Annotated in this window: 13 protein-coding genes and 1 pseudogene; 2 read left to right on the top strand and 12 right to left on the bottom strand. The window is 37.0% G+C overall.

Going from position 1 to position 20,904, the window contains the following annotated elements:
* Nucleotides 1-2: 2 nt before the first annotated feature.
* Nucleotides 3-3,554 carry a SusC/RagA family TonB-linked outer membrane protein gene (locus WH188_RS07570; RefSeq protein WP_339423675.1) on the bottom strand — a complete coding sequence of 1,184 codons (3,552 nt, stop codon included), beginning with the start codon at nt 3,552-3,554 and terminating at the stop codon, nt 3-5.
* An 880-nt stretch (nt 3,555-4,434) separates the two neighbouring features.
* Between WH188_RS07570 and WH188_RS07565 the strand changes: the two genes are divergently transcribed.
* Entirely contained in the window at nt 4,435-4,998 is a 564-nt protein-coding gene (locus tag WH188_RS07565; protein WP_339423674.1) for a hypothetical protein, read from the top strand.
* A 399-nt stretch (nt 4,999-5,397) separates the two neighbouring features.
* On the opposite strand, the gene WH188_RS07560 is transcribed toward WH188_RS07565, so the two are convergent.
* The 10 genes and pseudogenes from WH188_RS07560 to WH188_RS07520 all read right to left on the bottom strand — a co-directional run bounded on the left by WH188_RS07560 (nt 5,398) and on the right by WH188_RS07520 (nt 19,282).
* Nucleotides 5,398-6,129, bottom strand: a complete 732-nt coding sequence (locus WH188_RS07560) for a hypothetical protein (protein ID WP_339423673.1) — start codon at nt 6,127-6,129, stop codon at nt 5,398-5,400.
* Between the two features lie 186 nt (nt 6,130-6,315).
* Nucleotides 6,316-6,618, bottom strand: coding sequence for a transposase (locus WH188_RS07555; RefSeq protein WP_339423907.1), 303 nt, complete (start codon nt 6,616-6,618; stop codon nt 6,316-6,318).
* 148 nt (nt 6,619-6,766) lie between these two features.
* Nucleotides 6,767-7,219, bottom strand: a pseudogene (locus tag WH188_RS26300) (Crp/Fnr family transcriptional regulator); the annotation flags it as partial.
* A 712-nt stretch (nt 7,220-7,931) separates the two neighbouring features.
* Entirely contained in the window at nt 7,932-10,001 is a 2,070-nt protein-coding gene (locus WH188_RS07550; protein ID WP_339423672.1) for an alpha-L-fucosidase, read from the bottom strand.
* A gap of 27 nt (nt 10,002-10,028) precedes the next feature.
* Nucleotides 10,029-11,738: a RagB/SusD family nutrient uptake outer membrane protein gene (locus WH188_RS07545; protein ID WP_339423671.1), complete on the bottom strand. Its 1,710-nt coding sequence runs from the start codon at nt 11,736-11,738 to the stop codon at nt 10,029-10,031.
* Between the two features lie 2 nt (nt 11,739-11,740).
* A complete protein-coding gene (locus WH188_RS07540; protein WP_339423670.1) occupies nt 11,741-15,184 on the bottom strand; it encodes a TonB-dependent receptor in 3,444 nt (1,147 codons plus the stop codon).
* A 219-nt stretch (nt 15,185-15,403) separates the two neighbouring features.
* Nucleotides 15,404-16,561: a FecR family protein gene (locus WH188_RS07535; protein ID WP_339423669.1), complete on the bottom strand. Its 1,158-nt coding sequence runs from the start codon at nt 16,559-16,561 to the stop codon at nt 15,404-15,406.
* Nucleotides 16,562-16,628: 67 nt separating this feature from the next.
* Nucleotides 16,629-17,174 (bottom strand): RNA polymerase sigma-70 factor, encoded by a 546-nt coding sequence (locus tag WH188_RS07530; RefSeq protein ID WP_339423668.1) that lies wholly within the window; start codon nt 17,172-17,174, stop codon nt 16,629-16,631.
* 624 nt (nt 17,175-17,798) lie between these two features.
* Entirely contained in the window at nt 17,799-18,554 is a 756-nt protein-coding gene (locus WH188_RS07525) for an MgtC/SapB family protein (protein ID WP_339423667.1), read from the bottom strand.
* A gap of 305 nt (nt 18,555-18,859) precedes the next feature.
* Nucleotides 18,860-19,282, bottom strand: coding sequence for a lipocalin family protein (locus tag WH188_RS07520; RefSeq protein ID WP_339423666.1), 423 nt, complete (start codon nt 19,280-19,282; stop codon nt 18,860-18,862).
* Between the two features lie 439 nt (nt 19,283-19,721).
* Between WH188_RS07520 and WH188_RS07515 the strand changes: the two genes are divergently transcribed.
* Entirely contained in the window at nt 19,722-20,003 is a 282-nt protein-coding gene (locus WH188_RS07515) for a hypothetical protein (RefSeq protein WP_339423665.1), read from the top strand.
* A 92-nt stretch (nt 20,004-20,095) separates the two neighbouring features.
* Here the strand turns inward: WH188_RS07515 and WH188_RS07510 are convergent, their stop codons facing one another.
* Nucleotides 20,096-20,875: a hypothetical protein gene (locus WH188_RS07510; RefSeq protein ID WP_339423664.1), complete on the bottom strand. Its 780-nt coding sequence runs from the start codon at nt 20,873-20,875 to the stop codon at nt 20,096-20,098.
* Between the last annotated feature and the right edge of the window lie 29 nt (nt 20,876-20,904).

Below are 20,904 nucleotides of genomic sequence, written 5' to 3'. Positions count from 1 at the left end.
GGCTAAAGATTAAAATTAAGACCTACTGAAGACATCATCGCATCTGGTATATTGGAGCCATATTCGGTATCAATACCCAACCTATTGCCTCGCCAAATGGTACCTATATTTTGAAGGTAAGCGTATACACGACAATTTTTCAATTTAATCCTACTCGCAAAAGGCACATTCAGACTCAATTGGATATCGCGCAATTTGATCTGCCCGCCATTCTCCAACAGGGCTGATGATCGCATAAACACTTGACTACCTAAATCAGCAGGATACTTCAAAGCAGGTACATCAGTCGTTAATTCATCGCCTGGCCTCTGCCAGCGCATAGAATAATCCTTATGCCCAATATTACTGTTTATAAATAATAGGTTATCAAATGAATTTCGTAGGAATTTATGCCCCAATTGATAGGAAATATTCCAAGAAAGCTCGAAGTCCTTATAGCGAATACTATTGCGCCAGCTCCCCGAGTACAAAGGAACTGTTGATCCATAGTTTTCAAGATCGCTTACCTTCGTAGCTAATATGGCATTATAATCTTTGGAAACCTCTCCATTAAGATAAGCACGAGCTTGCCCCGTTTCAGGATCTAAGCCTGCCCATTTATACGCCAATTGGCTATAGAGATCCATGCCTGCTATTGGTGTCCTTGCATTAGATTGTGCTGAACTGATAAAGTCTTTCCCATTCTCATTTTCAATGTAAGATTGTAACACTTTCGTGTGGCCGTAGGTAAAAACCACATTACTGTTCCATGTCCAGTTTTTGCCTTGAATAGGAATCGCATTTAAAGAAATATCCCAACCTTTCGTACGAATATTACCACTATTGATCATCAAGGTCGTAAATCCCGTACTAGGGTCTACCCGATCTGGAGCAATTAGATCTTTCGCATTTTTCACATAGTACTCGATGCTCCCCGAAAGCCTATCTCCTTTTAATGCAAAATCAAGCCCAAGATTCGTAATTGCTACTCGTTCCCATCGTAAACTAGGATTAGGTGGAGTGCTAATCATCCCATAATTTTGATTAGTGATATAATGTGCCTCACCTTCAATGGAAATAATGGGATAAGCAGACACACTGTTGTTCACATTTCCATTATAGCCATAGGTACTGCGTAATTTCAAATAATCAAATGGACTGCCTTGCAGAAATGATTCCTTAGATAGTACCCAAGCTCCACCAAGGGACCAAAAAGGCTGTCCACGATCATTACTCTTGATACCAAACAGATTGGAAGCATCTTTCCGATAAGAACCACTAAACAAATAGCGCTCTAAATAGGTATAACCCGCATTGGCGAAATACGAATAAAAATTATTTTGATAAAGTTCATAACGACTTAAATCATCAATAGTCGATGTCCCCATGATTCCATTTAATAAGGGCACCTCAACACCGTATGGTACAGATTTATAGGATCCATTTTCCGGATTAAAGCCATTGTATTGACTTGAGATTACATTTTTCTGAATTTTCCTAAATTCAATTCCTGAGAACAATGACAACTCATGTTTACTGTTCCATTTTCGACTATACTCAGCTGTTCCTCGACTATGATGTGTACGACTATCCCAATTGATAACGTTTAACAAATCACCCACAGGAAGATTCCATGTAACCTTTGCATCATCCCAGCTTGCATAACGATTAATATAATCCCGCTGTATCCTCGATCCAATGCCTCTCCACATTTCTATTTCTGTTGAAGAACGCTGATAAGCATACAATAGATTCAATTTTAAACCAAAATCAAAGTAATAATTAACCTTTATAGTCGTGAAAAACTCATTGATATTCTGAGTTTCTTTTGTATCATTCAATTCTTTCAAAGGATAATAGGACCAATCCAACAAACGTCCTCCAGCTATTGTATCCTTAAAAACAGGATTATAGCCCCCAACGTTTACCTCTAAAGGATTCCTATTTTCATCAGCTAACCGCATATAAGGATAATTTTGCATACCATTTGCTAACCTATTATAGCCAACTGGCAACAACGACTCTTGAATTTTACTTTCAGTGTACATGACACCTAAATCCAGCACCATATTTTTAATGGGCTTGAACTGGCTATTCGATTTCAAATTCAACCGATGATACGCTGAAGTGATAACATCATTTAAATTCTTATCATAACCAGCTGAAAAAAGTGTATTGACCTTCTCCCCACCAGACTGCAACTGTGCATGATATTGTTGATTGACTGCATTGCGGTACATGTATTTCAAGAAATCATCGCGCATATCCATATTTTTCATTTTACCAATCTCAGCGTTAAATTCGGATTCGGATAGATCACCATTCTTTTTCTTGAACATGAGCCATACTGCTGGTTGCGGATTTCTAAATTTATTCCTAAACCAGCTATTGTATTTACCTTGATCAAATAAATATTGTTGTGCATCGATATAATCTGATGTAGCCATTTGCGGATAATAATACAAATCTGGCTTAGCTTTGACACCAACATTAGAATTGAAACTTAGCTGGGTACGTTCGTTAAATTTCCCTCTTTTCGTCGTGATGACAATTACCCCATTACCAGATTGTGCACCCCAAATAGACGATGCTGCTGCATCTTTTAATACTGTGATACTCTCGATATCATTGGGGTTGATGTTATTAAAAGTTCCTTTTCCAAAGTCAGCATTTTTATTGTCATATGGCACTCCGTCAATAACAATTAAAGGAAACATTTCAGAACGTAAAGTACTTAACCCTCGCACATTCATATTTAAATAGTCTCCTCGACTATTACCTGTCTTATTAAAGGTCAAACCCGGCACGACATCCTCTAACCTACTCACAAAGTCTGTCGAGACTTTACGATTCAGTAACTTGTTGTCTACAAACTCAAAACTACCAGTGGCGCGCTCTTTTGGGATCTTCTGGAATCCTGTCGATACGACCTCTACCTCCTCTAGTTTATTGTCTTCAGGTATCAATTTTATGGTTAACGATACTCCTGCGGTATAACTGATCTCTTGAGTTCTGTAGCCTACATAGGTAAACTTTACCATTCCTTTTCGGTGTTCTACTGGAAGACTAAATGTTCCGTCTTTCTTGGTGGAGGTTCTCTCCTTTTCGGCTTCGATTCTAACAGATACACCGTCCAATGGTCTGTTGTCGACTGCTGATACGACCGTACCGCGTAGTACATCACTATCAGCCCCTTTCACCCCGCTGTCCTTGCGGGGTGTCTGAGCTGATAAACATAAACTATGAAATACTGCGATCATCATGATAGATGAGATCGCAATAACTTTTATGGCTTTTAATAAGCATAGTACAAGATTAAAAGCTAACAGCATAATGTATGTCAACCAATTGCTGACTACTACAGTCCATAACTGTTTATAATATTTTGTGTTGAGAGGTAGACCATGACCAATAAATAATGACTTCGTCTCTCCTTTCCTAGATTGGATATAATTTTTCAATACGTTTAATTTTCGGTCCGTTTTAAAATAAAGACCAATTGATACCCCTGAAGTCGGGACAATTCTTTCCCTTGGAAATAGCGCATAGCTCTCCCTATTGCAATTTTTTTGCATTTTTCGTTAGTTAATTGAAGGTGAAACTGTAGCTAAAATCTAAGCAATTAGCTCCCTGTTCAACCGTTCAATAGTTAAAAAATAAGATGGAAAAAATGCAATATTAAATCTTCGTCAATTGGTTATAATATGGTCTTCGTCATTGCATTTCATTGTAATAAGTAAAAACCGATCACGCTTATATAGAAAAACTATACAAAATTACATTAAACTATTTGGTTATCTAATTCTTTAATGCTACTTTTAAAGTGTCTGACGCTTGAAAGAGCATTTTAAGGAATTATTAATTAAGTAAGAAATTGCAATAGTATGTATCGGTAAAAACCTCAAGTAGGGTTTTATCATTTGCACGGTTAAGCGCAATCGTAAGAACTTACTGTTCCTATACCTTTTGTGGTTTTTATTTTCTTGAATGTGATCACTCTGGCGGAGCGATGACGTTCTTTAATGGTGGTGATCTGTAAGACCTACAACCCGGATGGTTGATTGGGTAATACAGGGCTTGAATTTTGTTTTTAATCGTTCTCATAATCTTTTGGTTTTATGTGAACGAAGAAATTCAAAGAGAGCTTAGAGGTATGTAAAATCACAAAAGGATAGCCTCACAACTCAGACCCGAGGGGACCAACCCTTCTCCTTGTAAATTTCTTTTGGAAACCACATGGAGTGCCGTCTAGAGTTAACGTGAGAACTACCCTTATGCTTTTATATAAACAAAAGTACAAAACTTTTTCAAGCATAGGGCAATTCCACGACTCTCTCATAGGCATTTGGTCTTTCGGTATGAGAAAACTTCGTTCATCATGGCTAAAGCCGTGATATTAAAATTGCTATAACAAATATAGTAACACTTTATGTAATATCAAAACATAATTTTAAAATGTGTAAAGAAACTTGGAAAGAAAATTTATCCATATTAATGGATAACTCAGGATATTCTGATATTGAAATGTATGCATGGACTAATATTCCAGTGGCAACAATAAGTAATATGAGTAATAAAAAACATCAATATCTCACTTGTGAGCAATTTTTACTATTTAAATTATTATTTAAAGAAACACATGTAGGATTGCTAACAAAACTTTTTGGCAATGACTACTTCGAAGAAATAAATAAAGTTGAACCTTCAGAAAATTTAACACGGCTGGGTGGCTATTTTAGAAGTAAATACGGTTATGAAAAATTTCCAAAAAAGAAGATTGTAGATGTTACCGCTATAAAATCAAGTCGAATCGACTATATATTTGAAAATTCAGATGATAACGTTAGAATCGATGAAATAACGAGATTAGAAAAAGCATCCGGAGAAGCTATTGGTAATATTAGCAATTTTTTATTCCCAAATATCAGTTTAAATACACTAGAGGATTTTGAAAAGCTACTAAGTGATCAACGCGCAGTTAATAAACTAGCAAATACACGTCGAAGTAAAAAGAACTAAAGGGGCATGAGACGATAATTTGCAATGCAGATGAAAACACAGAAGAAAACCCAGAATTTCAAGTCTTACATGTTGGTCTAGGAAATAAATTTGTAGAAAAATTCAGTCAACTTGTAGATGCGGAAAATTATGTAGACTTGATCCTTCGACGTTACGTACAGTTTGAAGATAGAAAAGTACTTGGATATACTGTAGTAAGATACCCCTTCAAAATCGAATTAGTTTTAGGGAGGTAAGTCAACTTAAAGAAGCATCTGGTCTAGTAGACAAAGAAGAATCTATCCCATAAATCTCTCATAGAACCGATAATATAGGCACCAAATCTGAAATGTCCGCGTTACGTATAAAATAGTGGAAGTATTCATTCTTCTTCATTCGATTTATAAGTTATACGTTTGACTAGTATAATTGCCGAGCATCAACTTTTTCATACTGGTCATACGTTTTTAACATATAATCTTTTCCAAAATTCCCTTTAAACACCTTCACCTCGGCAGTCATTTCTCCCGGAAAGTTCCCTTCCCATTCCATAAAAAACAGATTCATAAACCGCGAACCCCATTCCTCATTCTCGAACTCAGCATCATTAAATGAACCACCAGGGGTCATTAAAAGGAAAGGAACTGTTACCTTAGCCTTTTCCCATTTAACAAATTGCTTAGCATTAAAAATATTACCGAGAGACAATAGCCCATTAAAATAAATAGTTGAGAGTACAAACAAAATACTTATATAGAAAAATTTAGAACTTGACTTTAGCATATTATTTTTTTGGGTCATTATTAATTTAATATTGAAAGCCGAAATTACTCCTCCGATAAAGGCTCCCCAAGGAAGAAAATACCAATCATTTTTTAAGTGGACTTCGTCAAACATCATTAATGCAAAACACAAAACACACAAAATAAGAGGAATTATTAGTTCCAAATGCATTGCCTGTTCATACTTCAGCCAAGTTCTAAAAAATAAGAACAACTGGATTCCAACCAAAATCCCATACACTAAGATGCTATATTGATTGAACAGGACAGAGCTAAGACAGTAGAAAATAATCGCTATAAAAAAGCTTAAAATCGTAAATATCACATAATTTCTGTCGGCAAACAGTTCCAGTTTTTCAAAAAAATTCATTTTGGTTATTAAAATTGATTATAACTCCAATTTAGCTAAAAATTAATTAAATAGCAAAAAAAATGCACTATTATATATTTCATCAGTATCGTCCTAAATAAATTTTAGCCCCATAAAAATCCCTATCTACGGTTGTTTCCATGCAGATTTTGTTGTTACTCTCCGAATCGCCCCCCTCTGTCTCTTTCAGAACAGGTTAAACTGTCCATTTTGATTTGGTAGTTTTCCCGAAATAAATGGGTCGTCAGCCCATTTCCACAGATCAATCTTCACGAAGATATTCAATCGTATGAAATTCACCAGATTGGACAGGTTCCAGCCATATTTCGCCCGCTTCTGAATAAATTTGAAGAGCAATATCCCGATCAGAGCTGTCCAAATATGGATGTAAACGGCATTCTCGGAGGTGCCTACAAAACTGGTGACCTTCAACCGCTGCTTGAGGTGCTTAAAAAACGTCTCGATCTCCCAGCGCTCTTTGTATATGATATTATTTTGTTCGCATGGCAGGCGATTGAATCACTTCCATCCTCAATAAATTTAGGATGGAAGTGATAAATTTTAAATCGAAAAAGCGGGCTGAGGTTCATTCACTATCTAATTTTTATCTGTGAATCCGTAAATCATCTTTAAAAATTTACATTTTTTTTGAACGGATTCGACTTAGCGTCGACTGCGTGATACCTAAATATGAGGAAATGATTCCTAATGATACTCTTTTGATAATGTCTGGATGCCTTTCTAATAGGCGATTATAACGGTTCTTAGCACTAAAGACCCTAAGCTCATTTGCCTTTTTTTCGCTCTTAATGTAATACATCTCGGTTAATATCCTGCCAATAAAATTGAATTCCGGAAATGTATTACATAGAAACTGTAAATTGTCGTGACTTAATACAAGCAAAGAGGAATCCTCTAGCGTTTCAAGTACTTCAAAAGATTTTTGTTGGCTAAAGAAACTAAATACAGAAATAGCCAAGTCCCCTTCGAATAATAGCCAAGACGTTATGTCTTTACCATTACTATCAACATAATATGATCGTACAACCCCTTTAATTATGAAAAAAAATGACTTTTGAATCTCACCAAGGTTGAGTAGAGCATGTTTTTCTTAGCTGCAACAAATAGCTGTTTTTTTAATTACAGAACTAAGTCCAAAAAGCTGAGCTAAAAAAAGCTGCCAAGACAATAGGTGAAAAATTTACATCATCCGATTTTTAAACTTCTATGCCCGCTGGAGTTACTCATGTAAAACGTATTCGTAATTTTGAAGAAACTAAGTCAAATTTTTATGTAATACACCTTGGCTTAGGAAATAAATTGGCAGCAAAATTCAAGCAATAGACACCGAAAATTATGTAGACCTGATACTACGTGGCTATGTGCAATTTGGGGATAAAGACTAGCTTGGTTCCTAAAAAGGATATCGCTCGAAATAGAATAGGTATAAAAAATAAAGCCTTGGAAACTTCTAGTCTTCCCTAAACTATATCATCGATTTATGAATAACTGTTAATGGAAGTAGTTGTAAAGGCTAGGCAGAAGAAGATCCGTATTGAGATAGAGGAATTTAAACTCGATCAAGCAAATGAAGTTTATGAGCGTATAAGAAGTGGAAAGATCAAAGGGAGAGCTGTCCTTGTGCCTTAAAGACATTTCTTATCAGATCATAATAAAAGCCAAATTTCGAATCGCATCTTAAGGAGATTTTCTTTCAATTAAACAGAACGAGCAATAAACTATCGTTTATTGCTCGCTGACAACCTTAATTAGAAAGATTGATCACATCTGCTATTTATACTTTACTTTACAATCACGCCGATTTCATTTATTTTCATTCCACTTTGATCGGCACCAATTACCGCAAGGGCTTCCAATTTAATAAAGCGAGCCTGCTTTTTATTTGGGAACATCACCTGCTGTTTTACCGGATTATTATTGATATTTCCAAATACCTTATCCGTCAGGATACGATCCCAATCTTTTCCGTTCCTACTAACGTAAAAATTGTATTTAGTAACAGTTCCGCCCGTATTACCATTGTTAGCAGGTGTATAAGTAAATCCTGCGATTTCCATTTCCTTACCAATATCAATTGCGATTTCATAAATACCCGTAGATCCAGCAGAATTAGCTTCCCAACTAGTCCTACCGTTACCATCAAATGCCCTGTTTATCTGCGATTCTTTTTTAGATTCACTTGCATGCAAGACTTTCCAATCGGCTGTCGAAAGATCAAAATCTGCGATCACCACATCGCTAAAATCTTTTCCATTATTAATAAAAGCCTTTGCCTTTACAGTTCCTCCTCTTGTCAGCTCAAAGGGTTGATTGTAACGCATACTTTTCATGTTGGGTTCACTACCGTCTAGCGTATAAGTAACAATCGGATCCGGACTATTCGTCTTAATAGATACTATTCCTTCCTTGGTTCTATTGATAACAGGTACATCAAGCATTTCTGGAGCTAAATAAACCTGAATTTCAGAAAGAACTGGCGCGGCATTAGCCTCGAGTGTAATCCGAAGTTTATTCGTCGCTATTATCGGAAAAGCAAGGATTCTTTTATAACCTATTGTGCTTTGCTTAACCAGTGCTACATATTTCTGACCGTTCCAATAGGCTACTTCAAAGGATCTTACCCGCTGTCCAAGCGGAATATACTCCTGTAGAAGTAAACGATTTAACTTTGTTTTTATTCCCAAATCAAGTGTCAAAACTGCTTTTTTAGCGTTGCCTTCAGCTCCCCAATAAGTATCATAATTACCATCTGTGAGTTGAGGTGCGCGAGTCGTATTGATCAATACAGTTTTCCCTTTAGCTAAATTTGTCTTAAAAGTAGCATCCACAACAGCTCTAAGCTCCATTAAGCGTGTCGAATCTGTCGGATGAATCTTTCCAGTACGGCTAACAGGAACATTTAGTAGCAAATTAGCATTACGCCCCACTGAAGTATAATAAATACCCAGCAATTGACTTAAGGTCTTGACTTTATCATCTGTATCCGGGCTGTAAAACCATCCAGGTCTTATGGAGACATCCACCTCACCAGGTATCCAATATTTACCGTTTTCATCACCAGAATTTAAGATCGCTTGTTTTGGCGCATCCTTTCCCATTCCAAAACCATCCGTATTGAGCGTGCTCCAGTTGGTTTCTCCTGCAAAGCCAGACTCATTGCCGATCCAGCGAGCTCCTGGGCCAATGTCGCTAAATATAACCGCATGAGGCTGATGCTTATACACCACACTACGAAACAATGGCCAATGGTAAACTTGCTTTTTACCGTTTGGTCCCTCTCCATTTGCACCATCAAACCACATCTCATAGATATCACCATAATTGGTCAACACCTCTTCCAGCGTTTTGGCAAAGATATCGTTGTATTCAGGAGTTCCATAAGAAGGATGATTTTGATCCCAAGGAGACAGATATACCCCAAACTTCAATCCGTATTCTTTACAAGCTTCAGAGAGATCTTTTAATACATCACCCTTCCCACCTTTCCATGGACTTTCACGTACCGTATGTGTACTGTATTTACTTGGCCATAAACAAAAACCATCGTGATGCTTAGCGGTTATAATAATAGCTTTCATACCCGCATCTTTAGCTGTTTTAGCCCATTGACGCGCATCGAGATCAGTTGGATTAAAAACCATAGGGCTTTCCTTGCCATCACCCCATTCCTTATCTGTAAAAGTATTCGGTCCGAAATGGATAAACATATAGTATCCTAATTTCTGCCATGAAACCTGGTCGGCACTCGGCAGCGCCCCATAGGGCGCTGGAGCAGCCTGCTGCGCATTGACATGCCATGTCGTAATAAGGGTTATTACTCCTAGTGCTAGACTTTTTTTGATATAATTCATTCCTTATTAATCTATCAGTTTATCCAATTATTCCCATCCCGGATTCTGCACATAAGCACCTGGCTTGCCCGCAGTAAGGTTAATCTGATTCAACGGTATTGGATTAAAATAGTATTTATCGTTCCATTTGCGACCATTACTGTAGTTCGTATTTACAATGATCAAAGCATTATTATCAGTCGCAATCTTACTCACATCATAACTATACTTTTTCCTCAAATCAGCATTCAGCTTCATTCCCCTCACCGTTTTTATACCTTCGATAAGTTTTCCGGCTTTCCATCTTTTAATATCATTCAATCGAAATCCCTCTCCCATGAGTTCGATACGGCGCTCTCGACGTATTTCGTACAGTAAAGGCGTCACCACATATCCATAATCAACCGCACGTGGGTCTGCTGAAACCATTGCTGTTAAATGTGGCATACCTACACGGTCACGAAGTAAATTAATACTTTTATCCAGATCAGTTTGACTTAGAGTTTTATTAATTTCATACTTCGCCTCTGCATAATTCAGCAATACCTCTGCATATCTAAAAATAAAAGCATCAATATCCGATTGATTCGCAATCTCTTGAACAGGATCACTTGACCGCCCTTTGATTAACCAATATCCACTAGAAGTCTGAGACGTTCCGATCAAAGGTAGCCCATAAGCAAGTGGTGCAACCGTACTCGTACCTATCCGATAGATAAAACCCGGGCTGGCAACCGTTTGCTTATACCGAGGATCTCTATTTTCCGCTTCTTTAGCAGGTTCGCTATCATCCGTTGGAAAAGAAGTCAAACCGCTAGGTTTTCCATCTTTGTACAAGTAAGCCTCCACCAGATCCTTACTGACACCTGTATTATTCTCATTTGCAGTACGCGTATAACCTTGCGTCAAAGTTCCAATAATATAAGCCCAATGCATAATCGACTCAGGGTTTGGTTTCAGATCAGTCTGCGTAAATAAATCTTGATAATCTTTATCCACATTTCCTGTAGTATACAAACGGTACTTTCCACCATTTATCAAAGCCTCTGAAGCCGTTAACGAAGCCTGCAGTACAGGCAGTGGATCGCCCAAGCCGTGATACTTACGAAAAGTTCCTTCCCATAAAGCGATTCGTGACAACAAAGCATTTGCAATATCCTTATTTAGGCGCCCCGTTTCTTCAGAACCTTTTTCAGGTAGATTACTCGCGGCATATGTTAAATCCAACAAAACCTGATCCATCACTTCATTACGCTTGACACGAGGTCCGTACAATTCTGGAGAGGTCTCATCCAGATCCGATAGTACCAATGGAACATCACCAAAAGCAGTTACTTTTTGCCAATAGAAGAGTGCCCGAAAAAAACGCACTTCGGCAGCATAACGCTCCTTATTGGTCGATTGTACTTGTTCATAACGCTTAAGGAAGTAATTACATCTACGAATCGGGAGCCAGTCATCAGTAGCCCAACCTCCGCCAGCAGAAGGGACTGAAACTGTACCGCCCAACAAAGCATCGGAAGTCGCTGGAAGCATATTATCCGAATTATTATCAGCCGAATAATTGTTCACAAATGGTAAATTATTATAAAATAGATTGGCAAACAATTTTAAATCGTTTTCACTTTTAAAATAAGTCACCTCACTAAATTCATTTTTAGGATAACGATCTAAAAATCCATCATCCTTACAGCTATTCAGACTAAGGAAAAGACCTGAAGCGAGCAATATATTCAAATATTTATGGTTGTATTTCATGGCTAGAATGTGATTTGAGCTCCGAAGGAGATATTTTTACTTAATGGATACGCAGTTCTGTCTAATTGCTCTGGATCAAAATTGTCAAACATCTTGGTAAAGGTGAACAAGTTTTCTCCAGAGAAGAATAAGCGGATCTTTTCAATTTTCGCTCGTTTCAAAATCAAACTTGGCACAGAATATCCGATCGTGATATTTTTGATGCGCATATAAGAAGCATCCTGCAGATAACGGGTCGAAGTCACCGTATTACCATTCCCTCCAAAACGGAGACGTGGAAAATACGCATCTTGATTTTCTGGCGTCCAGTAGTCCATTTGATTTTTAGTTGGCACATCCCATTCACCACCACCAAATGCATAAAAATAAGTACCACCTACTACAGCATCACGATGTCCTACACCTTGCAAGAATACCGATAAATCAAAGTTTTTATAATCAGCACCGAAACGCATACCATAGGAGTATCGAGCAGTTTGGTTACCGATAATACGCATATCACCCGAATTACTTAACGTATTGCTACCATTATCAATTTTTTTATCCCCATTCAAATCTTCAAAACGAACGTCACCACCAAGCCACGTTCCCGAAAAAAGTCGTTCTTTATTCAAGCCATCATTCGCTTCGGCATCACTCTGATATAATCCATTGGAAGTGTAGCCCCATATTTCATCGATTTGCTTGCCGACATAATGTGACGTTAGCTCACCCGTTGGGTTAAGGTCATATTTGGTGATCTTAGCCTTATTATCACTCATATTAAAGCTGACAAAATAGTTGAAGTCATTGATCTTATTGTTGTATTTAACTTCAAACTCCCAGCCTGTTGTTTTCAGATCCGCCGCATTTCTATTAGGAGCTCCAACACCCAGAATCGCTGGCAATGGCTGTCCACCCACCAACATATCACGGGTATCTCTGCGATATAAATCAAATGAACCACTCAATTTATTGTCCAACAGGGCGAAATCTAAACCGATATTCTTAGACGTTACTTTTTCCCAGGTAAACAACGTACTTACAAGTCCAGGAGCTGTAATATAGGATTGGTTAGCATTTCCAAATATATAATTGGTCGTACCATAAGGCATCGTCGCAATGTATGGGTATAGTGAACCATTAGTCGGATTGCTATTCAAATCAATACTTTGATTAGGTAGTGTACCATAAGAAGCCCTGATTTTTAAATCGTTGAATGTTGGTTTCAAGAAACTTAAATATTCTTCATTCGAAAGGCGCCATGCAACACTTGCCGAAGGGCTAAAGACATAGCGTTTATCTGCAGCAAAACGTGAAGAACCATCATGTCTACCATTGATTTCTATTAGATAACGATTATCATATATATAATTAACGCGAAAAAACTGTCCCAAAAGCGCCCAATCCAACGGTAGAGAGCCTACGATAGGTTTATCGTCATTATTTAAATTAAGGTATGGAAAATCTTGATTCAATAGGTTTTTAGCACGTGCACTAAAATTACTATAAATCTTTTCTTCCCTATTATACCCTGCCATAGCTTTCAGATAATGCTTTTCAGCAAAGGTATTTTCATACTCCGCATAAATATTGATCGCTGTATAACGATCCTTTGAGTTACTCTCCGAAACCCAAGGCACACGGTTATGTGGGTAAGGTCCTACCAGATAAGCATTGTCCGGATTTGTAGGATCTTGACCAGCAGGAACCGCTCCGTATTCATCATATGATTTTGTGTTGATCTTATTGTTATAATTATAGCTATTCCAAGTCAAATCCCCAACCACTTTAAAGTTTTTAAGCGGATGAATATTGAATCCCCCCGTCAACCAGATATCGTCGGATTGATAAGTATCACGTCCATTATACTCGTTCATAGCAAATGGATTGGTCGTACTACCCTGGCCCGAGTAATGACCATCTGGATGTCTAATCGGAATATTAGGTCTTAAATCTGTCGCAATACGATCTCCAAAAATACCCTCAATAGCGGCAGATCGCGCGGGCTTGTCATCCTCCTTACGATTTAAACGAACCTTAGCATTCAGATCCAACCAAGAGGTTACCTTAGTCTCCAATCCCATATTGACATTATAACGCTTGTATTTTTGATTCGCCGATTTAAACAAACCACCTTGATTTAAGTATCCCAGTGAAGTGTGGTATTTTATTTTCTCACTACCTCCAGTCAGACCCAAATTGTGTTCGCTCATAGGTGCCCATCCCGGAAACATTTCTTCCCACCAATCGGTATTGCCAACATAACGGTAGCGTGTAGGATTACTTGGATCAATATAGACCGCATTTTCAGGAATTGGATTGGCCATGTATTCCTTCATTTTTTCAATATCAGTATCTGTCCAAACTTCCGATCCACGACCACCACCAGATAGGTTACCCGTCAGATCCGCATATTTATACATATCTACATATTCTAAAGAATTAACCGTCTTTGGAATAGTGGTCGGTCTGGAAAAACCTTGATTGAAAGAATAATTGACACGTGTCCCCGAATTATAGTTTCCATTTTTGGTCGTGATCAAAACAACTCCATATGCTGCACGTGCTCCATAAATAGCAGACGCTGCTGCATCTTTTAGAACCGTTACGTTCTGCACATCTTGCGGATTGAGCTGATTGGGGTCCATTTGAACACCATCGACAAGAATAAGCGGTCCGCCACCATTCAACGAAGTATAGCCTCTTATATTAAAACTAGCACCAGCACCTGGGCGACCATTGGAAATTCCGATATTAAGGTTAGGAACTGCACCTTGTAAACCAGCACCTATGTTCGTAATCATACGATTTTCAAGTACTTCAGAACCAACAGAACTGACAGCGCCAGTTAGGTTAATTTTTTTCTGAGTACCATAACCAACCACAATCACCTCATCCAAACCACTCATAGTTTGGGTCATTGTAATGGTTAAATTTGCAGCTGTTGCACGAACTTCCTGAGTTTCATACCCCACAAATGAAACAATAAGTATCGCATTCTTATCAGCAGTACGCAGTTGAAACCGACCGCCCTCACCACTCACCACCGTTTGCGTACCACCCTTAATTTTAATCGTAGCACCCGTAATCGGCATTCCTTTGCTATCCACAACTTTACCCGATAGGTTATCCTGCACCGGTTTCTGAGTTTCTTCAACTTCTAAGGATACCGGCTTACTACTAACAATGATCGAACTATTTTTAATTTTAAAATTTAAATTCTGATGCTCAAAGATCTTAGTCAAAACTGTTGATACCTTTTCATTTTTAGCATTAATGGTAACCGGTTTAGCATTAATCAACATACTCTCAGTCACCAGAAAATCATAACCCGTCTGTTTTCTAACCTTTTCCAAGATATTTGCCAGCGGAGCATTTCGCTCCGACAATGTTACATTTTGAGCAAATGAGCTTCCATTCACCCTGAGTACCATGGCAATCATTAATACAACAATCAGTTTCATAACCAATAGGATTTTAGCTACGCCCATAGTAGAAGGCCGTAGATTTGGTCTTAAATTTTCATACATTTGTTAAGTTTGGTTATACGAATATCAATACATTGTCCAGATGGCTGATATTCGTGGTTTATAATACATTAGCAATAAATTAAATCGTCCAAACAAGACCAGGATTTTGATTAGCGTCAATCCTGGTTTTCTTTGATTACTATAGTGGTATAGCTATTCCATCACAGTAACCCTCCTTCCCTTGATCTTAAAATGCACCGCATTCGTCAATTCCAATATTTCCAATACCTGATCTATACCCTTATTTCGAGATACCGTACCATTAAATTTTTCTTTAGATATCACTCCTTGAAATGAAACATCGATATTGTACCATCGCGCAATTTTTCTCATGACACTTTCAATACTTTCATTATTGAATCTAAAATATCCCTCTTTCCAAGCCACTGCTTCATCCAGATCAACTTCCAAGACATCAATTCCATCTTTCTCTTTGTTAATGCGAGACTGCTGCCCTACATTTAAAATTGAAACTGCATCGTCATTTTTAACCTTTACACGTCCTTCCAGTAAAGTTGTTTTTATATACTTTTCATTATCGTAAGCATTGATATTAAAATGAGTCCCCAATACTTCTACAGTCTGTTTTCCGCTGACAACGCTAAAAGGGACTTTTTTATTCGACGCTACTTCAAAATAAGCTTCACCTGTCAAGGTTACCTTTCGCTCCTTTTTATCAAAAACAACAGGATATTTTAAGGATGATCCAGCATTTAACCATACCAGCGTACCATCAGGAAGGTTGATGGTATAGGTTTCTCCGTTCATAGTTGCAACGGTATTTAATTTCATTCTTCCAGTAAATGTATGGTCAACCTCGTAAATCAAATTGCCATCTGCGGCTTTAGTAATCAGAGCACCATCTGCCTTTACCGTTTGACCAGTCTTGATATCGGATAATTTTATTTCCTTGCCGTCTGATAATGTAAGCGTTGCAGATTGCGTACCTGGTAATATGACAGTATCTACAGCCGCTTGTTTAGGATCACTTCCATTTACATTTCCATTGTTTTGGAAATAAAAAAACAAACCCATAATAAGGAGAGCTGCGGCCGCAATACTCCACCATTTCTTTGGATTTTTTTTATTCTTTGGAAATTGTTCTGCAGTTATTCTATGCATAATTTTTTCATGCATACGATCGCGGATCATTTCCACATGTGGTACATAACCCTCAGGTAGTTCTAAGATATCATCCTTGTGTTCACGATACCAACGGTCAAAATAATCCTGTTCCTCAGGACTAGCTTGACCTAGTTTTAGCTTATAGGCTATCTTCAACAAAAGTTCTTTGTCGTATTCTTGAATCATAATTTGGGGTAATTTGAAGATATAGTACTGAAAAATCAGATCAACCCTTAGTCAAGATGAAAAAAAATTATTTTTCGAATAAATAGAATAACACAAGCGGAGAAATCGTGACCAGATCAGTACGCAAATCTTTTAAAGCTTTGGAGATATGTGCTTCAACTGTTTTTTCTGCAATACCTAATTCAACGGCGATCTGTTTATTAGGCATTCCTTCTTCACGGCTCAATTTGAAAACAATGCGACATTTATCTGGTAATCTATTGATAGCAGCAGAAATACGTTCAATCATTTCTTTTTCTAAAATGGATTCATCTGCCGATGGAAGATGAATCGATGAGGCATAATCGGAAATATACTTTTCTTTTCGTTCAGCCTTACGGTATTGGAGATCCAGCTGTTTAATTACCTGATATTTTACCGCTACAGAAAGATATGTCGCTAATGAGAATCGAAGAACCAATGTATGCCTACGGCTCCATAAACTACAGAATAGATCTTGTACACATTCCTCTGCTATCGTAATATCATCAAGCCGATGAGCCGCAACAACAAGCAATTTGTTCCAATAGCGGTGATAAAGCGCAGAAAGTGCCTGCTCATGATCTTTTTTCATAAGATCAAGCAGTTCAATATCTGAATATTCATCATAACGCTTCATAAGTCGATACAGATTCAATTCTTTGAAATTTGAATCAGAATTGGTTTGAATGATTTGATAAACTTACGAATATCACCGTAGATATAAAAACAATTCTGAAAGTTTACATCAGCACAAAAAATTCATTTAAAAGATAGTTTAAAATCGAAACAGGTCAACCTTCAGGAAATAATTGCAAAATAAAGCTCAATCAACGAACTTTCCGCTATCAGTAATCGAGACAACGGAGAAACAAAATCCAAGCATATCACGTAGAGATTTTATTACCATAAATATAAGAGATCGGAGGTATGACCAATACAACAAGTAATAGCAATATAAATCCAATATAAATAAGGTTCAGTGATATTACAAAGAAGTAATTGCTTTTAGCCTAAATAAAGCTAAAACTATTATGATAATGGCGAACTGATAAAGAAAGTGGAGTTTCAATCTTTGGAACTTACATAATTCCGGATAAAAAAAGATGGTTTTTGGTTATTCGAAAATACTAAAAGAGATGGATAATCTTGTCTGACTATCCATCTCTTTTACACTTTACAAAAAGAACATATGGCGATGAAAAAGTAAACCACTGCTTTAATTCTCCATAGAGTTACCTAAATAGAACCAACTTGCTTCCTGAACGTGTTTTACCTTGGTCAATTCAAAAATCAGTTCTTCAATCTTGTTGTCACTCTTACCAACTGTTGAAAGTTTTACATTTAATATAACCGTGTTTGCATTCTCTACAGACACATTGCGTAAGATAGATCGTAGCAAATATGTATGTCTGTTTTCGATCTGACCAACAATATGACTCCGGATATCGGTTTCATCTTCAACTTTACAGGCGACTTTGATTAAATAAAAGGCTTCCTGTACTTTTCTGCTTTTATACGATTTTAATGCACCTAACCAATCACTAAAAGGTCCCATTGCAATATGAGTAAACAGGATCGCACCGGTCACAATAGTAGCCTCGATATATAAGGCCATACCACATAACGTACCGACCGCAGCCGAACACCAAATCGTTGCGGCGGTATTGAGTCCACGTATCGTCAATCCATCTTTCATGATAACACCTGCGCCAAGAAATCCTATACCGGTCACAATCTGTGCTGCAATACGTCCTGGATCGCCACCATCTGCACCATATAGGTATACTGACAACAACATGTATGCGGCGGCACCAATGGACACCAGCGCATTTGTACGTAGTCCTGCACTCTTGTCCCGCCACTGACGCTCTGCTCCTATTGAAAGTCCTAAGGCAAATGCGATGGCAATTCTAGTAATAAAATCGATAGCATCTAAATAACCAGTATGTATGAGTAAAAATTGAATGTTCATGCTTATTTAAGATAACTTTTTAAAGATAGCCTTTACATCTTTAATAACACATGAGATCTTAATTTAAAAATTACACATCTGAATCTCAAATATATTTCACTAAATATTAAACACTTAAATGATGTCGCAATACAAGATATCCTATATCTTGTACAGGTATTAAAAAGCCATTTTTCGATAAATTTACAGTATCCAATGATTGTAAAAATTATTACGTAAAAAGCCGATTGGTTTCCCAATCGGCTTTATAGATTTAAAACTATTAGCTTCTATAATTCACTATGTTTAATTATAAATGATATCATTTATTTTTTATTAAAGGTTATCTGAACATTAAAATCGTCGTAATTACCACGAAGAATCATTTTTCTTGTCGTAAGAGTATGGATATTATACTCTTCATTGTCTTCGTCTTTTTGCATTATGGTAATCTTTTCACCATTAGATGAAAGCTTATATGTTCCTGATGTAGGTACTTTTCTGATAATAGGATCCTCTCCATCAAAATCGATATCGTTGGTAAAACCTGTAAATGTGCCATCGGCCTTAAAAGTAAATTCTATACCATCAGTGAAAGGAACGGTCTCTTTACTATTTAACTCCTCCATTTTCTCTAAAACCCAGCGTCCAACCACACTATCCGATTCACCGATGACATCATCATCCTTTGAACATGAACTTGCAAACACAACCATTACTAGGGTAAAAATTGTTAATAATTTTTTCATTCTAATTTATTTATAAAGTGTTATTTAAAAACAATAGGCATTATTAGTAAATCTTATCATCTTAAGGTATGTTAAAAATAAATAATAGAATAGCTAGATTCTTTAATTTACTTTTAACAAAAAAAGCATTTGATTAATTAATGACAAAAATATTAAAAAAAGTCTTTATTAAACCGCCAGTAAGTGGAAAAAATGGACAACTACAGATCTTTTCAGACTAAAAAATAGGATCAAAATTGAAATGATTTAAAAATAGCGGTTATTTATATGGAAAAACACTTCTAAAATTTATTTAGGACGGTAGTGAGAACAGATAAATATGATAGAAAAGAATGATCCTGACTAGATATTCGATGAATATAAAAATTATTTTATAGCCAGTCATAAAAATAATGTTCCGCACAAATCGATCGATAATGTAATCATTGTTTACGATAAGTTGGGTTTTCCAGATTATGGCTTTTACATCGGACTTGACGATTGGAAAGGCTCAGGCCATAGGGAAATAGATCCAGTTAATATAAACGATGCGAGAAAATATATTGATTGGCTTTCGGAAGTGGTCAATAAAAAAGGGCGAAGGCAAGATGAGAATGCGTCGGATCCAGTGATAATTAAAGAAGTTGTTGGAAAGATTCTCGCAAAAGTCACAGCGAAAACACTGGAAAATAAAAAAGAACAGTCTGCGCCAATTTGTAAGCGGACGATTAGAAGAATTTGAGGAAAAAAAATGGGTAAAATATAATTTTAGTTTTAATCTACTTTATGAAAAAAGTAGATTAAAACTAAGTATAAACAGTAATTAAATCTCGTTTATGGCAATGTTGGTTCTGTAGCTGTAAAGGTATAATTGATGGTTAACGGGCTTTGCGGTGATCCCGGTAGAAATAATTTAAAACTGCCATTAAGACCAACAGACACGGAATATGATAACCCCGCGGTGGTCGCGTAAAGCTGCGCGGCGCCAACAGCAGTACCGGCCTCGCCATTTGCGGTAAGGTTTACGTTGTAATTAGTCAATTGCATGAAGCCGGCATATGTCAGATATTGACCGTAAGCATTAGTGCTTGAAAAATAGGGATATCCAAGATACACTGGAGCGGAAGACGCGTCTTTCTTTTTCCATGGCCAGTTTACAGTTGTTGAAACTGTGTATGAAAGTGTAAAGGTGTTAGTGAGAGAAGATTTTGCGGATTTCGAGAGATAGTGGGAATAAAAGTTTTGATCAACACCTGTAATCGATTGATCATTAGTTGTTCCGTAAGTATTATTATTTTTCCCCATCAACTTCAGCTCATTTGGTGAGTTCAAATTAGAGTTAGTTTTTGATGGATAGATAACGACAGTATCATAAATAACAGTATTCTTGACCAATTCTTTTAGATACTTGTACAGCTCCTCATAAGTTGCAAAATTATGAGCTGGCTCACTTTCCTTACTAGACATTTTAGCGGAAGAAGTCGTAGAAGTTAAGTTGAATTCTTGCACTAGCTTCTTTTTGTAGTCAATTTTTGTTTCGATTTCCTCTTGTTTTTTACAACCAATGAGAAGGGATAATGACATTGCTGTCAATACCAGATTTTTAGTTTTCATAAAATTTTTAATTTAGTAAAAAAATAAAT

The sequence above is a fragment of the Sphingobacterium sp. MYb388 genome, assembly GCF_037479535.1.
GTDB classification, from domain to species: domain Bacteria; phylum Bacteroidota; class Bacteroidia; order Sphingobacteriales; family Sphingobacteriaceae; genus Sphingobacterium; species Sphingobacterium anhuiense.
This window is presented reverse-complemented; position numbering and strand designations above follow the sequence as displayed.

Bases quoted from the DNA above. Each gene is read 5' to 3' on its own strand.
- WH188_RS07545 (WP_339423671.1), bottom strand. From the start codon at position 11,738: ATGAAATACAACCATAAATATTTGAATATATTGCTCGCTTCAGGTCTT.
- WH188_RS07520 (WP_339423666.1), bottom strand. From the start codon at position 19,282: ATGAAAAAATTATTAACAATTTTTACCCTAGTAATGGTTGTGTTTGCA.
- WH188_RS07565 (WP_339423674.1), top strand. From the start codon at position 4,435: ATGTGTAAAGAAACTTGGAAAGAAAATTTATCCATATTAATGGATAAC.
- WH188_RS07510 (WP_339423664.1), bottom strand. From the start codon at position 20,875: ATGAAAACTAAAAATCTGGTATTGACAGCAATGTCATTATCCCTTCTC.
- WH188_RS07530 (WP_339423668.1), bottom strand. From the start codon at position 17,174: ATGAAAAAAGATCATGAGCAGGCACTTTCTGCGCTTTATCACCGCTAT.
- WH188_RS07540 (WP_339423670.1), bottom strand. From the start codon at position 15,184: ATGAAACTGATTGTTGTATTAATGATTGCCATGGTACTCAGGGTGAAT.
- WH188_RS07525 (WP_339423667.1), bottom strand. From the start codon at position 18,554: ATGAACATTCAATTTTTACTCATACATACTGGTTATTTAGATGCTATC.
- WH188_RS07570 (WP_339423675.1), bottom strand. From the start codon at position 3,554: ATGCAAAAAAATTGCAATAGGGAGAGCTATGCGCTATTTCCAAGGGAA.
- WH188_RS07550 (WP_339423672.1), bottom strand. From the start codon at position 10,001: ATGAATTATATCAAAAAAAGTCTAGCACTAGGAGTAATAACCCTTATT.
- WH188_RS07535 (WP_339423669.1), bottom strand. From the start codon at position 16,561: ATGATTCAAGAATACGACAAAGAACTTTTGTTGAAGATAGCCTATAAG.
- WH188_RS07560 (WP_339423673.1), bottom strand. From the start codon at position 6,129: ATGAATTTTTTTGAAAAACTGGAACTGTTTGCCGACAGAAATTATGTG.